14 protein-coding genes are annotated in these 20,726 nt (G+C 45.8%); 10 read left to right on the forward strand and 4 right to left on the reverse strand.

Translation table 11 applies throughout. The annotated features are described in order from the left end of the window. Positions 1-87 precede the first annotated feature (87 nt). Both Q4Q57_RS11210 and Q4Q57_RS11215 read left to right on the forward strand, forming a co-directional pair. Positions 88-351: a chemotaxis protein gene (locus Q4Q57_RS11210; protein WP_113940374.1), complete on the forward strand. Its 264-nt coding sequence runs from the start codon at positions 88-90 to the stop codon at positions 349-351. A 5-nt stretch (positions 352-356) separates the two neighbouring features. Beyond that, positions 357-2,780: a putative metalloprotease CJM1_0395 family protein gene (locus Q4Q57_RS11215; protein WP_311890860.1), complete on the forward strand. Its 2,424-nt coding sequence runs from the start codon at positions 357-359 to the stop codon at positions 2,778-2,780. A gap of 60 nt (positions 2,781-2,840) precedes the next feature. On the opposite strand, the gene Q4Q57_RS11220 is transcribed toward Q4Q57_RS11215, so the two are convergent. The 4 genes from Q4Q57_RS11220 to cmoA all read right to left on the reverse strand — a co-directional run bounded on the left by Q4Q57_RS11220 (position 2,841) and on the right by cmoA (position 7,827). Continuing rightward, positions 2,841-3,749, reverse strand: coding sequence for a LysR family transcriptional regulator (locus Q4Q57_RS11220; RefSeq protein WP_311890861.1), 909 nt, complete (start codon positions 3,747-3,749; stop codon positions 2,841-2,843). Positions 3,750-3,952: 203 nt separating this feature from the next. Further along, the gene (locus Q4Q57_RS11225) at positions 3,953-5,812 is read right to left on the reverse strand and encodes a peptidase M3A (RefSeq protein WP_311890862.1); all 1,860 of its coding nucleotides are present in this window, start codon (positions 5,810-5,812) and stop codon (positions 3,953-3,955) included. 294 nt (positions 5,813-6,106) lie between these two features. After that, on the reverse strand, positions 6,107-7,099 hold the full coding sequence (gene cmoB, locus Q4Q57_RS11230) for a tRNA 5-methoxyuridine(34)/uridine 5-oxyacetic acid(34) synthase CmoB (protein WP_311890863.1): 993 nt from the start codon (positions 7,097-7,099) through the stop codon (positions 6,107-6,109). After that, positions 7,096-7,827 carry a carboxy-S-adenosyl-L-methionine synthase CmoA gene (gene cmoA, locus Q4Q57_RS11235; RefSeq protein ID WP_006081747.1) on the reverse strand — a complete coding sequence of 244 codons (732 nt, stop codon included), beginning with the start codon at positions 7,825-7,827 and terminating at the stop codon, positions 7,096-7,098. Before cmoA ends, cmoB begins: the two co-directional genes overlap by 4 nt. A gap of 150 nt (positions 7,828-7,977) precedes the next feature. Here cmoA and Q4Q57_RS11240 point away from each other — a divergent pair, with 150 nt between their 5' ends. From Q4Q57_RS11240 to Q4Q57_RS11275, 8 genes are all read left to right on the forward strand, one after another. Continuing rightward, on the forward strand, positions 7,978-10,788 hold the full coding sequence (locus tag Q4Q57_RS11240) for a transporter substrate-binding domain-containing protein (RefSeq protein ID WP_311890864.1): 2,811 nt from the start codon (positions 7,978-7,980) through the stop codon (positions 10,786-10,788). Between the two features lie 184 nt (positions 10,789-10,972). Then, complete coding sequence (aspS, locus tag Q4Q57_RS11245) at positions 10,973-12,751, forward strand: aspartate--tRNA ligase (RefSeq protein WP_012089298.1); 1,779 nt, start codon at positions 10,973-10,975, stop codon at positions 12,749-12,751. A 308-nt stretch (positions 12,752-13,059) separates the two neighbouring features. Then, positions 13,060-13,806 carry a YebC/PmpR family DNA-binding transcriptional regulator gene (locus Q4Q57_RS11250; RefSeq protein WP_006081744.1) on the forward strand — a complete coding sequence of 249 codons (747 nt, stop codon included), beginning with the start codon at positions 13,060-13,062 and terminating at the stop codon, positions 13,804-13,806. A gap of 120 nt (positions 13,807-13,926) precedes the next feature. Next, complete coding sequence (gene ruvC / locus Q4Q57_RS11255; protein WP_006081743.1) at positions 13,927-14,448, forward strand: crossover junction endodeoxyribonuclease RuvC; 522 nt, start codon at positions 13,927-13,929, stop codon at positions 14,446-14,448. Beyond that, a complete protein-coding gene (gene ruvA / locus Q4Q57_RS11260; protein WP_311890873.1) occupies positions 14,445-15,062 on the forward strand; it encodes a Holliday junction branch migration protein RuvA in 618 nt (205 codons plus the stop codon). The genes ruvC and ruvA overlap by 4 nt, the downstream gene beginning before the upstream one ends. A 44-nt stretch (positions 15,063-15,106) precedes the next feature. Further along, entirely contained in the window at positions 15,107-16,111 is a 1,005-nt protein-coding gene (gene ruvB / locus Q4Q57_RS11265; protein ID WP_006081741.1) for a Holliday junction branch migration DNA helicase RuvB, read from the forward strand. Between the two features lie 994 nt (positions 16,112-17,105). Further along, positions 17,106-19,667 carry a TonB-dependent receptor gene (locus tag Q4Q57_RS11270; RefSeq protein WP_311890865.1) on the forward strand — a complete coding sequence of 854 codons (2,562 nt, stop codon included), beginning with the start codon at positions 17,106-17,108 and terminating at the stop codon, positions 19,665-19,667. 261 nt (positions 19,668-19,928) lie between these two features. Then, positions 19,929-20,609 (forward strand): response regulator transcription factor, encoded by a 681-nt coding sequence (locus Q4Q57_RS11275; RefSeq protein ID WP_311890866.1) that lies wholly within the window; start codon positions 19,929-19,931, stop codon positions 20,607-20,609. Positions 20,610-20,726 lie beyond the last annotated feature (117 nt).

Genomic DNA, 20,726 nt, shown 5'->3' on the forward strand with positions numbered 1-20,726 from the left:
AATGCTGAGAATGCGGATAAAATCTGTACTTTTGCACGTTGCTGGTCAATAATTGACCCATTAATCACAGCATGCAGGAATACCGTTATGCAAATCCAATCTGCTTATTCATCCGGTCTGCAAGGCTTGCAAAGTGCGCAATCTGGGCTCACTCAAGCAACAATAGATGTGGCTAAACCGACACCGACGCAAAGTGCATCTCCGGCAGAGCCTGCCAGAGATGTTGCCCAGCCCGATAAAACCTCGGCATTATTGGCGGCAAATGAGTCATTAAGACAAGGTGAAGCCTCTACAGAGGTGATTGAAACTGATTCAGAAACGATAGGTTCGATCATTAACATTAAGGTGTAAATATCATGTCGGTTGTGGCGCTATCACCTCAGGTTGGAGCGTCATCCTCTTCATTTTCGGCACATGATAAGACGCTAAGCTCGAATCTAAGCCAGATTCACGCTAATAGCACTTATCAAGGAGCCAGCGCTCACACTGCAGGCTCCGCAAAATTTGAAGCGAGTGGTGCCTATGAACCACATTTTACTGGAACCTCAACCGCTCCGGTTAAAGCTTCGGCTATTGCTCCATTAGTAACTTACGTTTCTCAATCTCTCCACTCATCACCGAATGTATCTTTTAACGCGAGTTCTTCGGCAGCTAGTTCATTGCAATCGAGCGCTCAAACATTTTCTGCAATGCCTGCAGCTATATCATCAACGCCTTTATTCAGCGATACAAATACCGCGACACCCATAAGTTCAAATGTCGCAGGTATTGATGCTTTAAAAGCGCCGCTTGCAATTGCGGATGTTACGCCTGTACTACCACCAGCGTTCAATGGCGCAAGTCAAGCACTAAAGGCCAATCCTTTTGCTGAATCAAGGCCGCAGATTACTCTTCCTGAAGCCAATGCTCCTCAAGTTAATGGGTTAAAAGATCGGGCAAGTTTGCATGCGGATGCCAGTTTTAGCTTGTTAACGGGGCCAAGGTCCATTTCTGGTGTACGCGGGGGACAAATTGCCACACCTGTGTCGACTCCTGCATTGTCATCAATCACGAGTGCTACAGGAAGTAGCCTTGGGGCAAACGCCTTAACGGCAACTAGCCCAAGTCTTAGTGTCACGAGCAGTATTGCCGCTGATATTTTTACGCCTACGAGTTCATCAATTAATACGACTGGCACAGAGCCTTCCGCTTTTAATCCAACGAATACGGGCAGTGCTTTTCCAATAATGCCTGATTTAGCCGCAGTGTTTGGGCCACAAACTGTTTTTACTGGCGCTGCGGTAGTTGACTCCTCCACCTCTAACTCGGCAGGTAACAGCTCTGTAAATAACACTTCTGGAAATATAAGTAGTAATAGTTCAGCAGCGAGTACAGTGACTGTTGAGCAGTCGAACGCTGCAAAAGCAGTAGATCAATCCGCTCGCAATGAAGTGGCTCAACCGACAGTGTTGGAACAATTTACCCAGGTTTTCGGTGACGCTAAGGCTCAAGTCAGTCAGGTAGAAGATCCTGCTATAGCGTCTAACCCCGATGATCGCCAGCAAGCCTTAGCCGCTGTTTTTGCTAAAAATCATAATCAGCTTGAAAAGCAAGCACAGGAAGGAGCGTCGCAGAAACAGCAAGCTGTGGCAGCAGAACAAGCAAAGCAACAACAGTCACAAGCGCAATCACAGGCACAGCAAGCTCAGGAGCAAGTAAAGCAAGCCCAAGAAAAAGCGCAGGCACTGCAGCAACAACAGCTTGATTCACTTAAAGCCAGAGATTCTGAGGTTAAAGCCCATGAACATGCCCATGCCACTGTCGGTGGGCAATACGCTCAGAGTCCGAGTTTTAAGTATGAGAAGGGGGCCGATGGCCAACGTTATGCCACCGATGGTGAAGTGCAGATTGATGTTTCTGCTGTCGGAGGCGATCCACTCGCAACGATAAACAAAATGAAACAAGTGTACGCGGCGGCAATGGCTCCGGTTGATCCTTCTTCTGCGGATATTCGCGTTGCCGCTGAAGCCTTGCAAAAAATGAATGAAGCTAAAGTGATGCTGGCAGAGGAGCGACAAAAACAAATTGTTGACTTGCAAACGACTCAAACATTAATAGACGCAGATGCACAAATCAAAGAGTTGCCACCGTTAGAAAAACATTCACCTGTAGTGACGGGAGACGTTGATGAGTCAGGTAATATTGCTCAGCCCCAAAGTGCCGTCTCAACACCAGTCTCAGATGCAGTTGACAAGCTCATTCAAAGGGTTGAAGCGCAGACGGCCAAAACTGCTGCGACGACTGACACAAGTTCTGGTACTAGTTCGGAAACTCAGTCTAATACCTCGAGTACTAGCAGCTTAGTCAATACGTCAACGACAGTGGAAACCATTGAGCCGCCGACTGCAACCCTAGCATTTGGAGAAGCATCAAGTACTGTGAATTTAGCGACCCGTTTTATTCCAAGACCCGATAGCACAGCAAGTCGTTATTATGCCGCGGTTGCACAAGCCAGTATTGGGCCTTCAGTCCGCGTTGACGTAACGCCGCAAGCCGATATGCAGCCTTCTAATCTCGCCCCTGTAAATGAGCTGCCTAATCATGCGCAATCCGCTACTGTTCTGCCAATTCTGGCCGCAAAAGATACCAGCAAGATAAACGGTTTCAGTGCGAGTGAAAATCGTAGTGCGTCACTGCAGAGTGAGACAAGTGCTGAAGATAATGCATCGCAACAAGCAGGATTGATCCAGCCGCAATACTTGGACAAGCACCCAGCGCGCTATGTTGACTTTAGTGTGTAAGCTTAAGCTTTAACAATTCCCATGATTTGGTTTCATGCTATTAGTTGCTATTAGTTGCTATTAGTTGCTATTCGTCGGTTCAATTCCATGTTGTTGTAAAATCAAAGAGGCAAGCAGTTTGGATGCTGGTCCTTGTTGATCCCTATTGGGGATCACTAGGCTCAACATGATGCGACGTTTTTGACTGCCCTCAAGATGTAAACGCACTAACTTGCCGGAAGCTAATTCCTCTTGGATTAAGAAAGAGGGGATCCAACAGAAGCCAATACCTTGGTTAAGAATGACTTTTGCCTCGTGGAAGTTAGAGACTGTCCAGCGCTGCTCAGCTTTGAGCCAGCCGATATCAATATTGGATTGCACGCCGGTATCTTTGATCACTAACTGTAAATACTGTGCCAGTAGTTTATCGTCTTCAATTGTGCCTAAGTCTGCGAGTGGGTGACTTGGATGACAAACGAGGTAAAGCTCTTGTTCACATAAGGGTTCGGATAAATACCCTTTAGGCGGTACCCCTGCACAGATAGCAATATCGACTTTACTCTGCAGAATGAGCTCTTGGGTGCCAGTGATCACAGAGTCCAGCATGATGATGCGAGTGCCACGGCTGTGGGGCAGAAACGCATTGAGGGCACACACTAAACTTTCCATCGGATAGATAATTTCGCGGGCAAGCGTGAGTGTAGGTTCCCACCCTTGTTCGAGGTTACTCGCGAGCTGTTCTAACTCGTTGACGGCTTGGGTGACATGTCGTGAGCGGCGCAGCAGTACTTCGCCTTGCTGGGTGAGATAGGCTTTACGGCCTTTGACTTCGAGTAGTTCTATACCTAACTGATGCTGTAATTTGGCAACGGCATGGTTAAGTGACGATTGACTCTTGTTGAGTCTTTCGGCCGCTTGGGCATAGCCGCCATAATCGACCACAGCTTGCAAAATACGCCATTGTTCTAAGGTAGATTTAGCTCGAGTCATTATAATATCAAAAAAACGATAGATTGAGGCTTATAGTGGCCACTTCTTACGACTTTTTCAATTAAATATCATAGAGTCAGTCATTCTCACGACATACTGCTAGCTATGTCGCGCTAAGTGACTGAGGGGATAGAGAGGCAAATCATGACGATTTGCTGTGTTTGCGCCCGACCGAGTCACAAACACATCCTAAGTATTAACACTTAAAACGCACAAGAGCCTGTGGACTCGAAAGCTTGATTGCCAGAATTACTAGCATGTTCCGAATCGCTATCTGAGAGCCTTTGGATCAGCGAAGCGCTATCAACGGGTGCACCAATGACTGCACTCAATTGTTCACTTAGGTTTAAAGCGTATTCATTGACGACTAACAAATTGAATAATTGAAGTTTGTCTTGGCAGCCTAATGTGGCTTGATCAATCAGCTTCGCTAACGATGCTTGCCAGAGTGATTGGTAGTAAAGCGGTCCTTCGTTGGCGATAGCATTAAAGCTGTAGGGATAATCCTTGGTTTGCGGCCAATCTTGGCCAAAGCTGGCACTAAACTCTGCACCGATATCAGGATAGACTTGTGAATTTGCGTCTTGGTAAAAGTTAACTGCAACCTTAGCTCGAAAAACTTTGAGCTGTTTCGAATAAGCTTTAGCTAATGTTTCACGCTCGTGTAAATAATCTTGTTCAAACTGCGGAAAGAGTTGATGGCGCAGCACTTCAGCTAACCAGAGACTCGCTACAAAATAGCTATCCTGACTCTGCCCCATGGCATTGTTGAGGTAGAAATGGCTCGCTTTAGCAAGGGACGCCACTGCTTCTGCGATGGATTCGGTTAACTGTTCAATGTCTTTGTAGTTACTCAGCTGCGGCTTAAGATCCAACGCCTGTTGTCCAAATTGCTGGCCGAGTACACTTTGGCGCAATGTCTGCTGTTGACTACTTTGCTGTGGATTTTGGTTGTAGGCCACATAGATTTCACCCAATAATCTTTGCTGGTGGTAAACCCTGACGATATGCGGCCGATTAGGATCGGTTGGTGTTTTATCGGCGTTGGCGGTTGCTATGATCTCAAACTGCAAACCAAACACTTGCAGATAAGTAAAGCTGCGACTCAAGACGTCTGGGGTCTGCCATGTGGGGCCTTTGGCTGATGCTTGTTGTGACAGTGTACGTCCAATATCCCAGGGAGCCACTTGCAAATCTTGGGTTTGGCTATCAAGAAAGGCTTTGACCAACTCAGGGGATGATAACTGCTGCGAACTAAGCGCTAATGCGCTGTAATCGGTAAAGCCTGCCGCCGTGGCGGCTTGTTGGCGCTGCTCTGCAATTCGCTGTAATGCCGTTTGATTGGTTTCACTCGCTCTGGCTTGGTAAGCCTGCCATACATTTTGGCGACATAGGGCGTTTTCCTGTGTCAGTAAGTAGCTGACGATAGTGCCCGAAAAATCGCTTTGCTTTGCACTGCTACGCTTCAGCTCGTCATTTTTATCCTCTTCTTTATGCAGATAATGTTGCTGCTGAGTCGGTTCGGGTTGGCATTGGCTGTCATTGAAGGCAAGACTAAATTGTTGACTGCCTAACCCTTGGCCTATGCTGGCCTGCGCTGTATGCAATTTTGCTTTTTCCTCGGCGCTCCAATGCTGTTGTAGTAACTGTTTAAGCTGTTGGCTCAACAGTATTTGTTCTGCATTACCTTGAGCTAATGCGTAAGCCAGTTGGCTAAATTCTGCTTGGTTTATAAGTTGCGACAGGGTATCGGCGAGGTGTAACTGGCATTGGAGTAAGCCTTCGCGTTCTTCACTTGGTAAGTTAAACCCACGGTAATAGTTGAGCCTATCGTTAATATTATTGAGTCCTATCGTCTGTTGCTCAAAAATAAGCGCCTGCTGAGCCAAGGTTAATTGTGCTGTTGTTAAGCGTGCGTTAGCGAAGGCAGATGCAAGCTCAATGTTTGGCAAACGCAGACATTGCTCCACTAAGAGGGGGACAGGACTTGGCGCCGCGTAGGCGGCATTTGTAGCATAAAGGCTCAAGCCAAGCAGGCTAACCAGTAAAGTGGGTTTTAACATGGATTATGTGTTCTGCATTTGTGATGGAATGAGTTAACTTTGGCTTAGTATCTAATTGAGCTAGCTTCAAGTCATTGTTATGCATGAAACCCTGTTCCGTTATCGATGTCAACGGTAAGGGTGAGAGTCGCAAATGTATTGCTATTCAGGAAGGAGTAGCAATGAGCGGCTGAACACTTGTATATTCCAGATAAACGAGAGGAATGGTGATCTTTCGGCTTTTGATATCAGCCATTACTAGCTCAAACCCTGAGGACGCAATGACTGATATCCGCTTACTTCAGACTGAAAAGGTCAGGTTAAATCTTGATTAGGTTGATTTTTCACTGCGATAATCGTGGCACGTTTGGGCGCAGGATAACCTTCAACTGTTTTGGTGATGTCGTTAGGATCTAAGTATTCAACCAGTGACTCGTTAGGCATCCAGTCGGTACGGCGTTGCTCAGCAAGGGCTGTGACATCGGTATCGACACAACGTATGTCGGTGAAATCACACTTCTTTAACCAGAGCATCAGCGCGGCAACGGACGGAATGAACCATACATTATTCATTTTGCCATATCTATCTTGAGGCACGAGTACGGCGTTTTCGTCGCCATCTATCACTAATGTTTCTAACACGAGTTCACCACCGGTGCGCAACTGATCACGCAGTTGTAACAAGTGATCGATAGGTGAACGCCTGTGATACAAAACGCCCATGGAGAAAACCGTATCGAATGCATCGAGCGGTGGCAACTCTTCAATGCCAAGAGGTAACAGGTGCACAGGATGATGTGTGCCCGCTAAACGTTTTACCGCTTCAAACTGACATAAAAACAACGGCGAAGGGTCGATACCGACGACACGTTTGGCACCTGAGCCCAACATGCGCCACATGTGATAGCCACTGCCGCAACCGACATCGAGCACAGTGCGGTTTTTCAGCGGTGAAATATGTTGCTTCACGCGATCCCATTTCCAGTCACTGCGCCATTCTGTATCGATATGGATGCCATGAATGTGGAAGGGGCCTTTACGCCATGGCATAAACAGGCGCAGTAGGTTCTCAAGCTTCTCTTTTTCGCCAGAGCTAAGTTGCTCGCCACTACCGACGGTCACGCTATCGATAAAGTCCACTTGGTCGGGTGTAGGATAGTGCAGCTTGTTGAGCACTTTTTCCCACTTTGGCAAGTTGCCGTGTTTATGATCCCGTTGCCACTTGCCTAAAATGCTCGGCAGGGTTTCGAGCCAGTGTTGTAGATTTGAATCGGCGATTTGTTGGTAAAACGAGCTAAAGCTGATCACTTGATGGCCACCATAGAAGCAAAATTAAAGCATTGGAACCAGAGACTAAAGTGACTGAAGCCTTGGCTGGTTAGGCGTTGTTGATGCGTGGTTAAAGTGTCAGGCTTCATGACATTTTCCAGCGCACTGCGTTTTTGGCTGATCTCGAGTTCGCTGTAGCCATTGGCGCGTTTAAAGTCTAAATGTTGCTCTTCCAATAGGGTTTGGATCGGGGCATCTTCGAAGCGAATTTTTTCCGACAGCACTAAAATCCCACCGGGGTTTAGGCCCTGATAAATTTTGGCTATCAGGGTTTCTCTGTCTTCTGGCGGTAAAAACTGCAAGGTAAAATTGAGTACCACCAGTGAGGCATTTTGAATATCGATATCGCGAATATCACCGCAAACCAGATCGACGTCTGTATCGCTAACATAGGCATTCAGGTTCTCTTGGCAGCGTGCAACCATAGATTCGCTGTTATCAACGGCGATAATGCGGCATTGACGGCCTTGGATTTGGCGACGAATACTTAAGGTCGCGGCGCCGAGTGAGCAACCCAAATCGTAAATTTGAGTATTTGGCATGACGAAACGATCTGCAAAATCGCCTATGGTATTGATAATTTGCGTATATCCGGGCACGGAGCGGCGGATCATGTCACTGAACACGCCTGCTACACGGTTATCAAACTGGAAATCGCTAATATGCTCGCTCGCTTGAGCGTAGATAGTGTCTTGAGAAACGTTCATCTGAGATTTTTCATGGGAATTCAACCCGGCATTTTAACGAATCCGATCGATTAGCAGCAAGTCTCATACTGGTAATTTGCGATAAATTTTTGTCTAATACGCCATAGATAACAAAATCGTTACATGTACATCAAGTACTAAGGGCTCAACTTGAAGTTTGTGATCCACTTAATCGTGATCTTGTGCAGCTGTTTTTTGAGCATAACAGGGCAGGCAAGTCCATTGCCCGACGAGCCATTAATCGTGGTGATGGGTGAAGATAGCTTTCCCTATCAATATGTCGACAACGATGGTGAGCCGACCGGACTACTGGTCGATTTATGGAAAGAGTGGGCGAAACAAAGCCATACCCAAGTGGTTTTTGTGGCGCGCCACTGGCACGAGTCCCTTGATCAACTCCGGCAAGGTAAGGCGCAAGTGCATATCGGCATGGGGAAAACCCCAGAGCGTGAGCAAGAGTTCGACTTTACTGTGCCCATCGCCGATGTCGGTACTTTTTTGTATTTGCATAAATCCCTGCAGGGCAAAAAGTCCATTAAAGAACTCATTCCCTTTCAAATTGGTGTGGTAGCTGCTTCATCTCACGAGGCGGAATTGCACCGTATCGAACCGCAGCTCGTGTTTAAACGTTACGAAAGTCGCGAGAAATTACTCGCTGGGGTCGCAGCCGGCGAGATTATGGTGTTTGCGGGCTTAGAAGGTTATTTGAAAGATCCCGCTTCATCCCAAGAGATTGCCGCGAATTATCCCAATACGGCGCGTATCCAAATTAAGGCGATGCAATTTGTTCCTGCGGTCAAAAAGGGCAATCTCGATTTAGTTGATAGGATCAATAAAGGTTTCACCGCGCTCGATCCGCACTTTATCCAACAAACGGAGCGACGATGGCTTGGCTACCAACGTCAACAAGCTGGGATTGTTATTTCCATGCAACTGGGCGCCGAGCCTTTTGTGGACTTAGGGGTCGATGGTTTACCCCATGGCTTGTATGTGGACATGTGGCAGCTTTGGTCTGAGAAGACCGGTATCGCCGTTGATTATATTTCTGGCGATATGAACTCCAGTGTGGATGATGTTCGCCGAGGTCTTGCCGATGCGCACATTGGTTATCCAGAGAGTAATGATGTCAAAACGGGGCTCAATCGGGCTTGGCATTTATATACAGTTAAGAGCCGCTTATTTCTCTTTCAGCAGCAGTTGACCGATTTAGACAGCTTAAAAGGTAAACGTATTGGTGTGGTGCCGACGGCGCCTTATCTGGTGGAGTTACGTAAAGCCTTACCCCAAGTGGCACTGCGCTATTACGACAATATGGATGCCATGGTTGTGGGCGCAAGATCGGGCGAGATTGTCGGCTTTGTGGCTTCGGGTGCATGGACATCACATTATTTACTGCTCAATAAAGGCTGGTCTGACTTTAGCCAGTATCCCAATCTCGAATTTAGCACCAATATTTATGTGCTGACTCGCAGTGATGATCCTGGCATGACGCAGCGGATCGCCAATGGATTTAACAATATTAGCAATCAAGAGTTTGCCGATATTGAAAATAAATGGATGCTCAATCCCAAAGATCATGTTTTTACCCAAACTGAACGGCATGTCAGCTTAAGCCCTGCAGAACAGGCCTATGTGGAAAGTGTAGGCGAGCTTAAAGTGGGCTATTTAAAGCAATGGCCGCCGATGGAGTTTATGGATGAGCAGGGCGAGTTTGCGGGGATCAACAGCGATATCGTCAAATTACTCAAGGAACAGCTCAAACTTAAGCTGACGCCCGTTGCCTTTGATGATTGGCATTCGTTAATCGAGGCGTTGCAAAAGGGCGAGGTAAGTTTAGCCGGCAGTGTCGCCCAAACGGCAGAGCGCCAGCAGCGTTTAGCGTTTAGTGAGGCTTATTGGCCATCGCCGTGGGCATTAGTGTCGCAATTGGAGCAAGTCTCGGTATTCAATATTGCCCAGCTTGCAGGGCAAAGGGTGGCCGTGGTCGAGGGCTATCATTTGGTGGCGCAATTGATGAGTCTGGAACCTTCACTCAAGTTAGTAATAGTGCCAAATACACAGGCGGGATTGGCGGCGGTGACGAATGGCAATGCGGATGTGTTTATCGATAAAGTGGTGACATTGGCCTCCGAACTTAAAACCAGTCACTACCCGACGCTGAAAATGTCGCTGCTGAGTGATCTTGCCGATCAGCATAGCCATATTGGTGTTTATCCTCAGTTTGCGCCGCTGGTACCACTGATTAACAAAGCCTTAGCCTTGATTGATACTCAGCATCAACAGCAAATTTATGCGCGTTGGGTGTCATTTTCTGTCGCGACAGAGAGCGCTAAATATCTGCAATGGCTGCGTTATATCGTATTTGGCGTGATAATCTTGTGCTCAGTGATGGTGGCCGTGTTGTTAGTGAATCGCCGCTTAAATCGTGAGATCACCCAGCGACTCGTCGCTGAAAAACGTTTGCTGCATGTGGCAAATCACGATGCTTTGACTCAGTTACCTAACCGCGCCTTGCTCGATGACAGATTAGCCCAAGCTTTGCTGTCCCATCAGCGCGACCAAGCCCATTTTGCCTTGCTATTCATCGATCTGGATGGGTTTAAACAAATCAATGATCAACATGGTCATCCGATTGGCGATGAATTGCTGGTACAGGTCGCCCAAAAGTTAACCAAGGTTATCCGTGGCTCAGATACCGTGGCGCGATTTGGCGGCGATGAGTTTGTTATCCTGCTAAATCGTGTGCAAGATCTCGATGCTGCAACCCAAGTTGCTGATAATATTCTACAGGCACTGTCGAGCCCTTTGCTTATTCAAGGCGTCAGTGTCAGCATAGCGGTCAGTATGGGCGTGGTGATTTATCCCCGCGATGGTGATACCGCGATAGGCTTATTGAAAAAAGCCGATCAACTGATGTACCAAGCAAAAAGTTGCGGCGGGCGTTGTTATCGCTCAGCTTGATGTTTTTTTGAACGCTCATGCTCAGATAGTGCGTTCGCCTCTAGTCAAGGGCGTAAAACTGTTTGATACTTCACCGCCTAAGTGTGAAGTACTTTGGTAATCGGCATTATTTTACTATAATGCCGCTTTTATCTCGTTTTGATTATTTCCAAAGCACCGGTTTCCGGATAAAGGATAGAGTTAGATGCGCAGTCATTATTGTGGAGACGTCAATAAGTCTCACGTTGGACAAGAAGTTACCTTGGTAGGTTGGGTTAATCGTAGCCGTGATTTGGGTGGCGTTGTCTTTTTAGATTTAAGAGACAGAGAAGGTCTGATCCAAGTGGTCTATGATCCAGACTTACCTGAGGTGTTCAATGTCGCCAGCACGCTGCGCGCCGAATTTTGCGTTCAGGTTAAAGGCCTAGTTCGCGCCCGTCCTGACAGTCAAGTCAATGGTCAAATGAAGACGGGTGAGATTGAAGTCTTAGGCCAAGCCTTGACTATCATCAACGCTGCCGATCCACTGCCATTGAGCATGGATAACTACCAGAACAACAGCGAAGAGCAACGTCTTAAGTATCGTTACTTAGATTTACGTCGCCCAGAAATGGCGCAGCGATTAATTTTCCGCGCTAAAGTGACCAGTTCTGTGCGTCGTTTCCTCGACTCAAATGGTTTCTTAGACATAGAAACACCGATCCTGACCAAGGCAACCCCAGAAGGTGCCCGCGATTATTTAGTACCAAGCCGTACTTATAAAGGTCAGTTCTTTGCCTTGCCACAATCGCCACAGCTGTTTAAACAGTTGCTGATGATGTCAGGCTTTGATCGTTACTATCAAATCGTAAAATGCTTCCGTGATGAAGATTTACGTGCCGACCGCCAGCCAGAATTCACCCAAATCGATATCGAAACGTCTTTCATGAGCTCTGAGCAAGTGATGGCGAAAACCGAAGAGATGATGCGCGGTCTGTTCCTTGAAATGCTGAACGTGGATCTCGGCGAGTTCCCGCGCATGACCTACAACGAAGCGATGCGTCGTTTCGGTTCAGATAAGCCAGATTTACGTAACCCATTAGAGCTGGTGGACATTGCCGATTTACTCAAAGAAGTCGAATTTGCGGTATTCTCAGGCCCTGCTAACGATGAAGAAGGCCGTGTTGCTGCACTGCGTATTCCAGGCGGCGCTGCACTGTCTCGTAAGCAAATCGATGATTATACGAAGTTTGTTGGCATCTATGGTGCTAAAGGCTTAGCGTGGATGAAGATTAATGACCTAAGCCTTGGCTTAGAGGGCATTCAATCACCTGTGCTGAAATTCTTAAACGAAAGCATAGTCAATGAAATCGTCAGCCGCACTGGCGCGCAAACCGGTGACATTATTCTGTTTGGTGCTGACCAAGCGACTGTGGTTGCTGAATCCATGGGCGCACTGCGTCTTAAAGCGGGTGAAGATTTTAACTTATTACAAGGCGAATGGCGTCCACTGTGGGTGGTTGACTTCCCAATGTTTGAGAAAATCAACGGCAATTTCCACGCTGTTCACCATCCGTTCACCGCACCGCGCGGCGTAACGGCGGCAGAACTTGAAGCTAACCCAGCAAATCGTGTTTCTGATGCTTACGATATGGTATTAAACGGCTGCGAATTAGGCGGTGGTTCAGTGCGTATCCACAACCAAGAAATGCAGTCTGCGGTATTCCGTATTTTGGGTATTACCGACGAAGAAGCTAAAGAGAAGTTCGGCTTCCTGTTAGAAGCGCTGCGTTACGGTACTCCGCCACATGCAGGTTTAGCGTTTGGTTTAGACCGCATCATCATGCTGATGACGGGCGCAAGCTCAATCCGCGATGTGATGGCGTTCCCGAAAACGACAACAGCCGCTTGTCCGCTGACTAACGCACCAGGATTTGCAAATCCGCAGCAGTTAGCTGAACTTGGCATTGCCGTGGTTGAGAAAGCCGTTAAAACGGAAGACTGATCTTTCGTAACAGGGCTTTTGTAAATCGATCTTATGCAAATCGACCTTATTCAAGTCAACGTTGTGTAACTCGTTTTGTGAAAGGCGATTGGCATTAGTCGATTGGCGTTAGTCTATTAGCATTAGTCCTTATCAGTTATTTTTATTCGTACCGAAAACCGAGGCTCAAGCCTCGGTCTGTTTTAGTGAACCGTCATTTCTTTGCTTATCAATATCTGTTTGTTCAATCCTAAATAGCCGTTATTCAATCCATTACACCTCGGCTCTTGATAAGCTATGCGATGACACCTCAGTTAAGGAGACTTCCCATGGCAGGTCACAGTAAATGGGCCAACATTAAGCACCGTAAAGCAGCTCAAGATGCTAAACGCGGTAAACTCTTTACTAAATTCATTCGCGAATTAACCGTCGCAGCCCGTGAAGGCGGCTCAGATCCCGATTCAAATCCACGATTACGTGTCGCCATTGATAAAGCCCTCGGTGGCAATATGACCCGCGATACGGTTGAGCGCGCGATTAAACGCGGCGCCGGTGAATTAGAAGGTCAGCAACTCGAAACCATTCTATATGAAGGTTATGGCCCAGGCGGCACCGCTGTGATGGTCGAAACCATGACGGACAATCGTAATCGGACTGTGAGCGGTGTGCGCAATGCGTTTAGTAAATCGGGCGGTAACTTAGGCACGGATGGGTCGGTTTCTTATCTGTTCACTAAGCGTGGGGTGTTATCCTATGCGCCGGGAACCGATGAAGATGCATTGATGGAAGCGGCGCTTGAAGCAGGTGCGGAAGATATTGTCAGCTATGATGATGGTGCTATTGATGTGTTCACCGATCCCGTTGATTTCTATATGGTGAAAGATGCGCTCGATAAAGCGAGTTTTGTGGCAGATAACGCTGAAATCGCTATGATAGCCTCGACGAAAGCTGAGCTTGATTTAGACACTGCCGAAAAATTTATGCGCCTTATCGATACCCTTGAAGATCATGACGATGTGCAAGAAGTGTATCATAATGCGGAAATCTCCGATGACGTGATGGCAAGCCTAGGTTAGATTGACTGTGAGCTGGATTTGGGCGTCAATCTAAACCAATTTCAGCTCGCACACGCTAACGTAGGGCACTCGCTAATCCAGGAACTGAGACGAACATTCAGATCCCATATAAGGCATTAAATGGCAATTATTTTAGGTGTTGACCCAGGTTCGCGGATCACAGGCTACGGCGTGATCCAATGTCAGGGGCGGCATCAGATTTACCTTGGCAGTGGCTGTATTCGTACTTCGTCTGAAGAGCTTCCTGGCAGGCTCAAGCAAATATTTGATGGGATCACTGAAATTATTCGTCAGTATCAACCGGATGAGTTTGCGATTGAACGGGTATTTATGGCAAAAAATGCCGATTCTGCGCTCAAGCTTGGCCAAGCACGCGGCGCGGCCATTGTCGCCGCCACGGTCGCCAATTTACCTGTGGCAGAATACAGTGCGACTCAAATTAAAAGCGCAGTCGTTGGCACGGGGCGAGCACAAAAAGCCCAAGTACAACACATGATCCAACAACTACTTAAATTACCCGCAGCCCCACAAGCTGACGCCGCAGATGCACTCGGTGTTGCTGTGTGTCATTATCACACCAGCCAGAGTTTAATCGCATTGAGTGGCCGGGCAACGGCAAGAACATACGGACGGTACAGATGATAGGTCGTTTACGGGGCGTGTTAGTTGAGAAACAAGCGCCAGAAATTTTGATCGATGTTAATGGTGTGGGTTACGAGTTGCAGATGCCGCTCACCAGCTTTTATGAGCTGCCTGAAGTTAACCATGAAACCATGGTCTACACCCACTTTGTGGTGCGTGAAGATGCACAGTTACTCTATGGTTTTATCACGAAACAGGAAAGAGCCTTATTTCGTTTATTGATCAAGACCAATGGCGTCGGTCCCAAGCTTGCACTGACCATTTTATCTGGCATGACAGCCGGAGAATTTGTGGGTTGTGTTGAGCGCGATGACATAGTGACCTTAGTGAAATTACCCGGTGTGGGTAAGAAGACCGCCGAGCGTTTACTGGTAGAAATGCGCGATAAGCTCAAGAGCTTGATGGAAGCCTCTGCAGGTTCAGAGCGTGAGTTTGTGCTGCAATCTAATTACTCTCCTGCGCCGACAGTCAATAGTGCCGAAGAAGATGCTATTTCAGCTTTGATTTCGCTGGGTTATAAATCGCCGCAGGCGAGCAAATCGGTTTCTGCAGCCTACAAAGAGGGCATGGATTCAGAAACACTGATCAAAGCTGCCCTTAAGTCGATGCTTTAATTGAATGATGATAATTAAGATGAAAGCTGCGAGAAGGAATAATAATGATTGAGGCAGACAGACTCATCCAGCCGCAGATCCAAGCTCAAGATGAATCCATCGACAGGGCAATGCGCCCTAAAATGCTCGATGAATACACGGGCCAAGATGACACTCGGGCGCAACTTAAGGTGTTTATTCAAGCGGCAAAGAATCGTAATGAAGCCTTAGATCATATGTTGATCTACGGTCCGCCAGGACTGGGTAAAACCACCTTGGCTATGATTGTGGCGAACGAGATGGGAGTGAACATTAAGTCCACCTCGGGCCCCGTGCTTGAAAAAGCGGGCGATCTTGCAGCCCTCTTGACCAATCTTGAATCCGGTGATGTGTTATTCATCGATGAAATCCATCGATTAAGCCCTGTGGTAGAAGAGATTTTGTATCCGGCGATGGAAGATTATCAGCTGGATATCATGATAGGTGAAGGGCCTGCAGCGCGTTCTATTAAGCTTGATTTACCGCCGTTCACTCTAGTGGGCGCGACAACACGGGCAGGTGCGTTAACCTCACCACTGCGGGCGCGTTTTGGGATCCCGCTGCGGCTTGAGTTTTATAACATCAAAGATTTAAGCACCATAGTCACGCGTTCGGCGCAGGTAATGGAGCTGGATATTGATGCTGAAGGTGCCTTTGAAATCGCGCGCCGTTCACGCGGTACACCGAGAATAGCCAACCGATTGCTGCGCCGCGTACGGGATTACGCGCAGGTGAAGCATGACGGTGCCGTCACTAAGTTTGTGGCCGAACACGCTTTAGACTTGTTAGACGTGGATAGTGAAGGTTTCGATTATATGGATCGCAAATTGTTACTGGCTATTATCGATAAATTTATGGGTGGACCAGTAGGACTAGATAACTTAGCCGCAGCCATCGGCGAAGAGCGTGAAACCATTGAAGATGTGTTAGAACCTTTCTTGATCCAGCAAGGGTTTATCCAACGCACGCCCCGCGGCCGCATTGCAACCGCACGGGCATACCAGCATTTTGAGTTGATCAAACCTGAATAACCATCTGCTTGATAATACCGATAATGAAAGGCGACCTGAGTGGTCGCTTTTTTATGGGTGAAATTTAACTTTGGTTACAATAGGGGTGAGATTTTGGCAAATCGAATAGCGTTTGAAATGGCGTTAAATATAAGACTTTTTAAAACTTGATAGCTATGAGTTTCTCATCATTAAGTTGTATCAGTATTCCAGAACTCCCCGTCTTTTTAAGCTCAGTATTTAGACGATTACAATAGATTTTATACAGAAAACTGTATATTTATAGTTAATTGACGCGAACCTAAATTAATTAACAAATGTATCTATTTAGTTTGTTTATTGAGCAGGGATAGGAACTATCCACTATCAAAATTGATTTTTATTCTGAGATTAACTTAATTTAATAATTTGCCTTAGGTTACTAAATCCTCAACACAAATACTCACTACAGTTATCTTTTGCTAGGGTTTGGTATACGGAATAATTTGTGTCAATATTGTTGAAATTTCGAGGGTGATTTTCTTTGTGTGCATAAATAGCACAACTGATACTGTTTGTATCTTCTGTTATGCACTGATTTAGCGAGGTTATCTCCATAATTATGGCTGCATATAAGTTACTAATGTTCATGACTATGCAATTTAAGTGGTGGTTAATCAGTACCTCATTCCAGTTTACAGCTCTCGCTTGAATAATTAAATGTGATTTTGATCACACTTTTTGATGCTGAACATGTTTCATAAAAGTAACTCGTTAACAGTGTTAATCACTTATTACTTGTCCTCATTAAGATTTAACTTCTAATAAAATATGATGCTTAAGTTTTATTGAAAATATGCGTCATAAATAAAAACAAAGTAACCTAAATTATTTAACATTGCTTTTTCGTTGGTTAATATTTTGAGTGTTGACGGAGTTAAAGTGAATCCTCAGTATCGAGTGCAACAGTAGTACATCAATAGTTGTACAAGCTGTAAGCATAAAAATAATAGTAAGATCTAGGGAGCATTCATACATGATCAAAAGAACCAAAGTCGCGTCAGCTATTAACTTAGCTATCGTTGCATCTATCACTTCTGGTGCATTTGTAACGTCAAGCACATTTGCTGCGGAAGAAAAAGCAAAAGTTGAACGTATTGAAGTCACGGGTTCACGCATTCAGCGCCAAGATATGGAAACAGCTTCACCTGTGACCGTTATTGATGCTGCTGCGATTAAAGCGGAAGGTTTTACTTCTGTTGACCAAATGCTACAAGTACAAACATCTATGGCGGGTGCAGCCGTGGGTTCAACTACGAACAACGGTGCAGATGGTGTTGCGCAAGTTGATTTACGTGGTATGGGTTCACAACGAACGCTTGTATTACTGAATGGCCGTCGTATGGTGAACTCAGGTTCTGGCGCGAATAGTTCTGTCGATTTGAACTCGATTCCTGTTGCCATGATTGCCCGTGTTGAAATTCTGAAAGATGGCGCTTCAGCGGTTTATGGTTCAGATGCCATTGCCGGTGTTGTGAACATTATCACTAAGAAAGACTTTGAAGGTTTTCAGCTCGATTTTAACGGCAGTGGCACTGATAAAGGCGATGGTGAAAGCGGTGATGTAAGTGCATTATATGGTTTCAACACAGAGGGTGGTAACTACACCTTTGGTGCTGCTTATGCTGACCGTCGTGGTGTTATCCAAGGTGATCGAGATTGGTATGACCCACTCGATAATACGAGTTCAATTATTCCAACTGGTGCATTAAACCAGAAGGTTATTGATGCAAATGGTAATTGGGTTAACAGAGCCACAGGTTATGATTATTCGAATGACGTTTACTTCCAAACGCCAAGCGAACGCCGTAGCTTATTTGCAAATATGACACAAGAGTTAGGTAATGATGTGGTACTAACCGCGGATGCTATCTATACCAATCGTCGTTCAAACCAACAGCTTGCGGCACAACCTGCGCAAATCAAATTAAATGTTTGTGGCGACCCAAGAGTGACAAATCCAACTGCTGGTTGCCTTAATCTTGACCAAAGCATGGTTGATGCAGGGATTAAAGCTGACGCTCGCGGACAAGTGCAATATAACAGACGTATGAATGATGTTGGACCTCGTGTTTACAGCCAAGATACTGATACTTGGCGTTTATCTGGTGGATTAGCGGGTTCTTTGGATGTTCATACTGGTATGAACTGGAATGTGGACTACACATTTGGTAAGAACGAGGCTAAAACTGGTGTTGATAACTCAATTAACGCAACATTAATGGCTGCTTCTATTTATGCAGACCCATATGCGTGGTTTGAAGGGTCTCCACTGACGAATGAGATGAAAGACGTTTCGTATGACGAGAAATCAACTGGTGGCAATGAACAACAAACGTTGTCTGCTGGCTTAAATGGTGAACTCTTCGATTTAAGTGCGGGTGCTGTGGGCTTTGCGATTGGTGCTGAATACCGTCGCGAAAGTGGTTTCTATAATCCAGATCCAGTTGTTGTCGCTGGCGATAGTACTGCTGCTCAGCAAGACCCGACAAGCGGTAACTACAACGTTATCTCTATTTTCCAAGAAGTGAGCGTACCATTTACAGAAAAATTAACGGGTGAATTTGCACTGCGTTTAGATGATTATTCAACATTTGGTAAAGCAACTACGTGGAAAATTGGGTTGACATATGTCGCATCCGACGAACTTATGTTACGTACTGTCGCTGCTACAGGTTTCCGTGCTCCAAGTGTTGCTGAATTATATGGTGGTAATTCAGGTTCTTTTGATTATTTAACGAACCCTTGGTTGCCTCTGAGTGAACAAACTGGACAGATTTTAGTTAATCGTACATCAGATGAAAATTTAAAACCTGAAGAATCTGAGTCATATACCGCTGGTTTAGTTTACTCACCAAACTATATCGATGGCATGTCTCTGACTTTAGACTACTGGCGTTTCAAAGTAACTGATGCTATTGCTCGTGCAGATGTTCAAGTCGGTTTAGATGCTTGTCATAAAGGTGATGCTGAAGCATGTAGCACATTCAATATTACTGCCGATGGTGATTTGTTTAATTTAACAAGCGCATTAACAAACGTTGGATCACAGGATACTAGTGGTATTGATTTCAACTTAGCTTATAGCTTTGCATTGTTTGGGTTAGACTGGAAAGTCAGCAATGACACCACATATCTCATCAATTATGAGCAAGATGGTGAAAACTATACTGGCACTATCGATGGGAACTTCGGTGCTTACTCTCGTGTTCGTAACAACTTCAGCATTTCTGCGGGTCAAGATGACTGGAGTGTAATGTACTTCAACCGCTATATCCGTTCTATGAATGATAATTACACTGACTATGATGTGAATGATGAACCATTTGCTGCGGTAAGAGGTGTTGATTCTATTCTGTATCACAATATTTCAGGGACTTATCACGTAAATGACAGCACCACAGTTAGCTTAGGTGTTAAGAACTTTACTGACGAGAAGCCTCTATACGTTACTAACGGTAGTGATGCAGGTACAGTTCCTGAAGTGTACGACACCATTGGCCGTACTATTTACGGTGGTGTAACGGTTAAGTTCTAAGCTAAGTTTGTACTCTTAGTGTTTAAAAAGCGCCTTAGGGCGCTTTTTTATTGCGAAATGGAACCAGACACAGATTTTTGAGTGGCTAAGCATCATTTTACTCTTCACTTTTGAATAGCCAATTTTCGTTTAATTTTCCCTAAATTTCGTATTTTGTTCACAGTTTTCAACATCACACTTCCTAACGAATGTAATAGGTCTAGAGTCATCTCGATTCGCATGGTAATATAAATGATATAGATTCTCGTTTGGGTTTTAAGGATGAGTAAAATACTCTTAGTTGATGATGATCCCTTGTTTAGTGTGTGGTTGGCCGATGCCTTGGGCACACAAGGGCATGAAGTTGCATGTGCGGAAAATGGTGTCGACGGTTTGGCATGCATTGAAAGTTTTGCTCCCGACATCATAGTACTTGATTTAGTCATGCCACAAATGAATGGTTTTGAGCTGTTAAAAGCGCGGGAATGCTCAACGCCGGTATTGATGATATCAGCACGGGATAATGAAGACGATCGCATCACAGGTTATGAATTGGGGGCCGATGATTTTTTGAGTAAACCATTTAGCATCAAAGAGCTATTTGTTCGCTTACGCGCCTTAGAGCGACGTCTTTGTGTCAGTCAACCTCACTCGCCGCAAATTGCAACTGTAGCAGCGAAAGTGATTAACTTTGATGATATGAGTTATAGGATAACTATTGGTACACGGTATGTCGATTTGACTCAAACCGAGTTTAAATTATTTAAATATCTGTTTGAAAGGAAAGGTCAAGTCATCACTAAGCAAGAGCTGCAGCGCTCTGTATTACAAAAAGATCTGGGCCGATTTGACCGCAATCTCGATATGCACATTAGTAACACTCGCCGTAAATTAGCCAACATCAGCTTGCCGCGTAACTTAATCAATACAGTGCGCGGCCAAGGTTATAGTTTTATGGCTTAACACCATCGTTTACTAACTTGTGAACGGCTAAGTTTGACGGATGTTTGGCGTGAAACTTGGTCAATAAAAGGTCGACTGCAACTGCCTTGACTGAATTTACTGGCTTTCGTTTTCCCC

The organism is Shewanella sp. SP2S2-6, from assembly GCF_031931965.1.
In the GTDB taxonomy this organism is placed as follows: domain Bacteria; phylum Pseudomonadota; class Gammaproteobacteria; order Enterobacterales; family Shewanellaceae; genus Shewanella; species Shewanella baltica.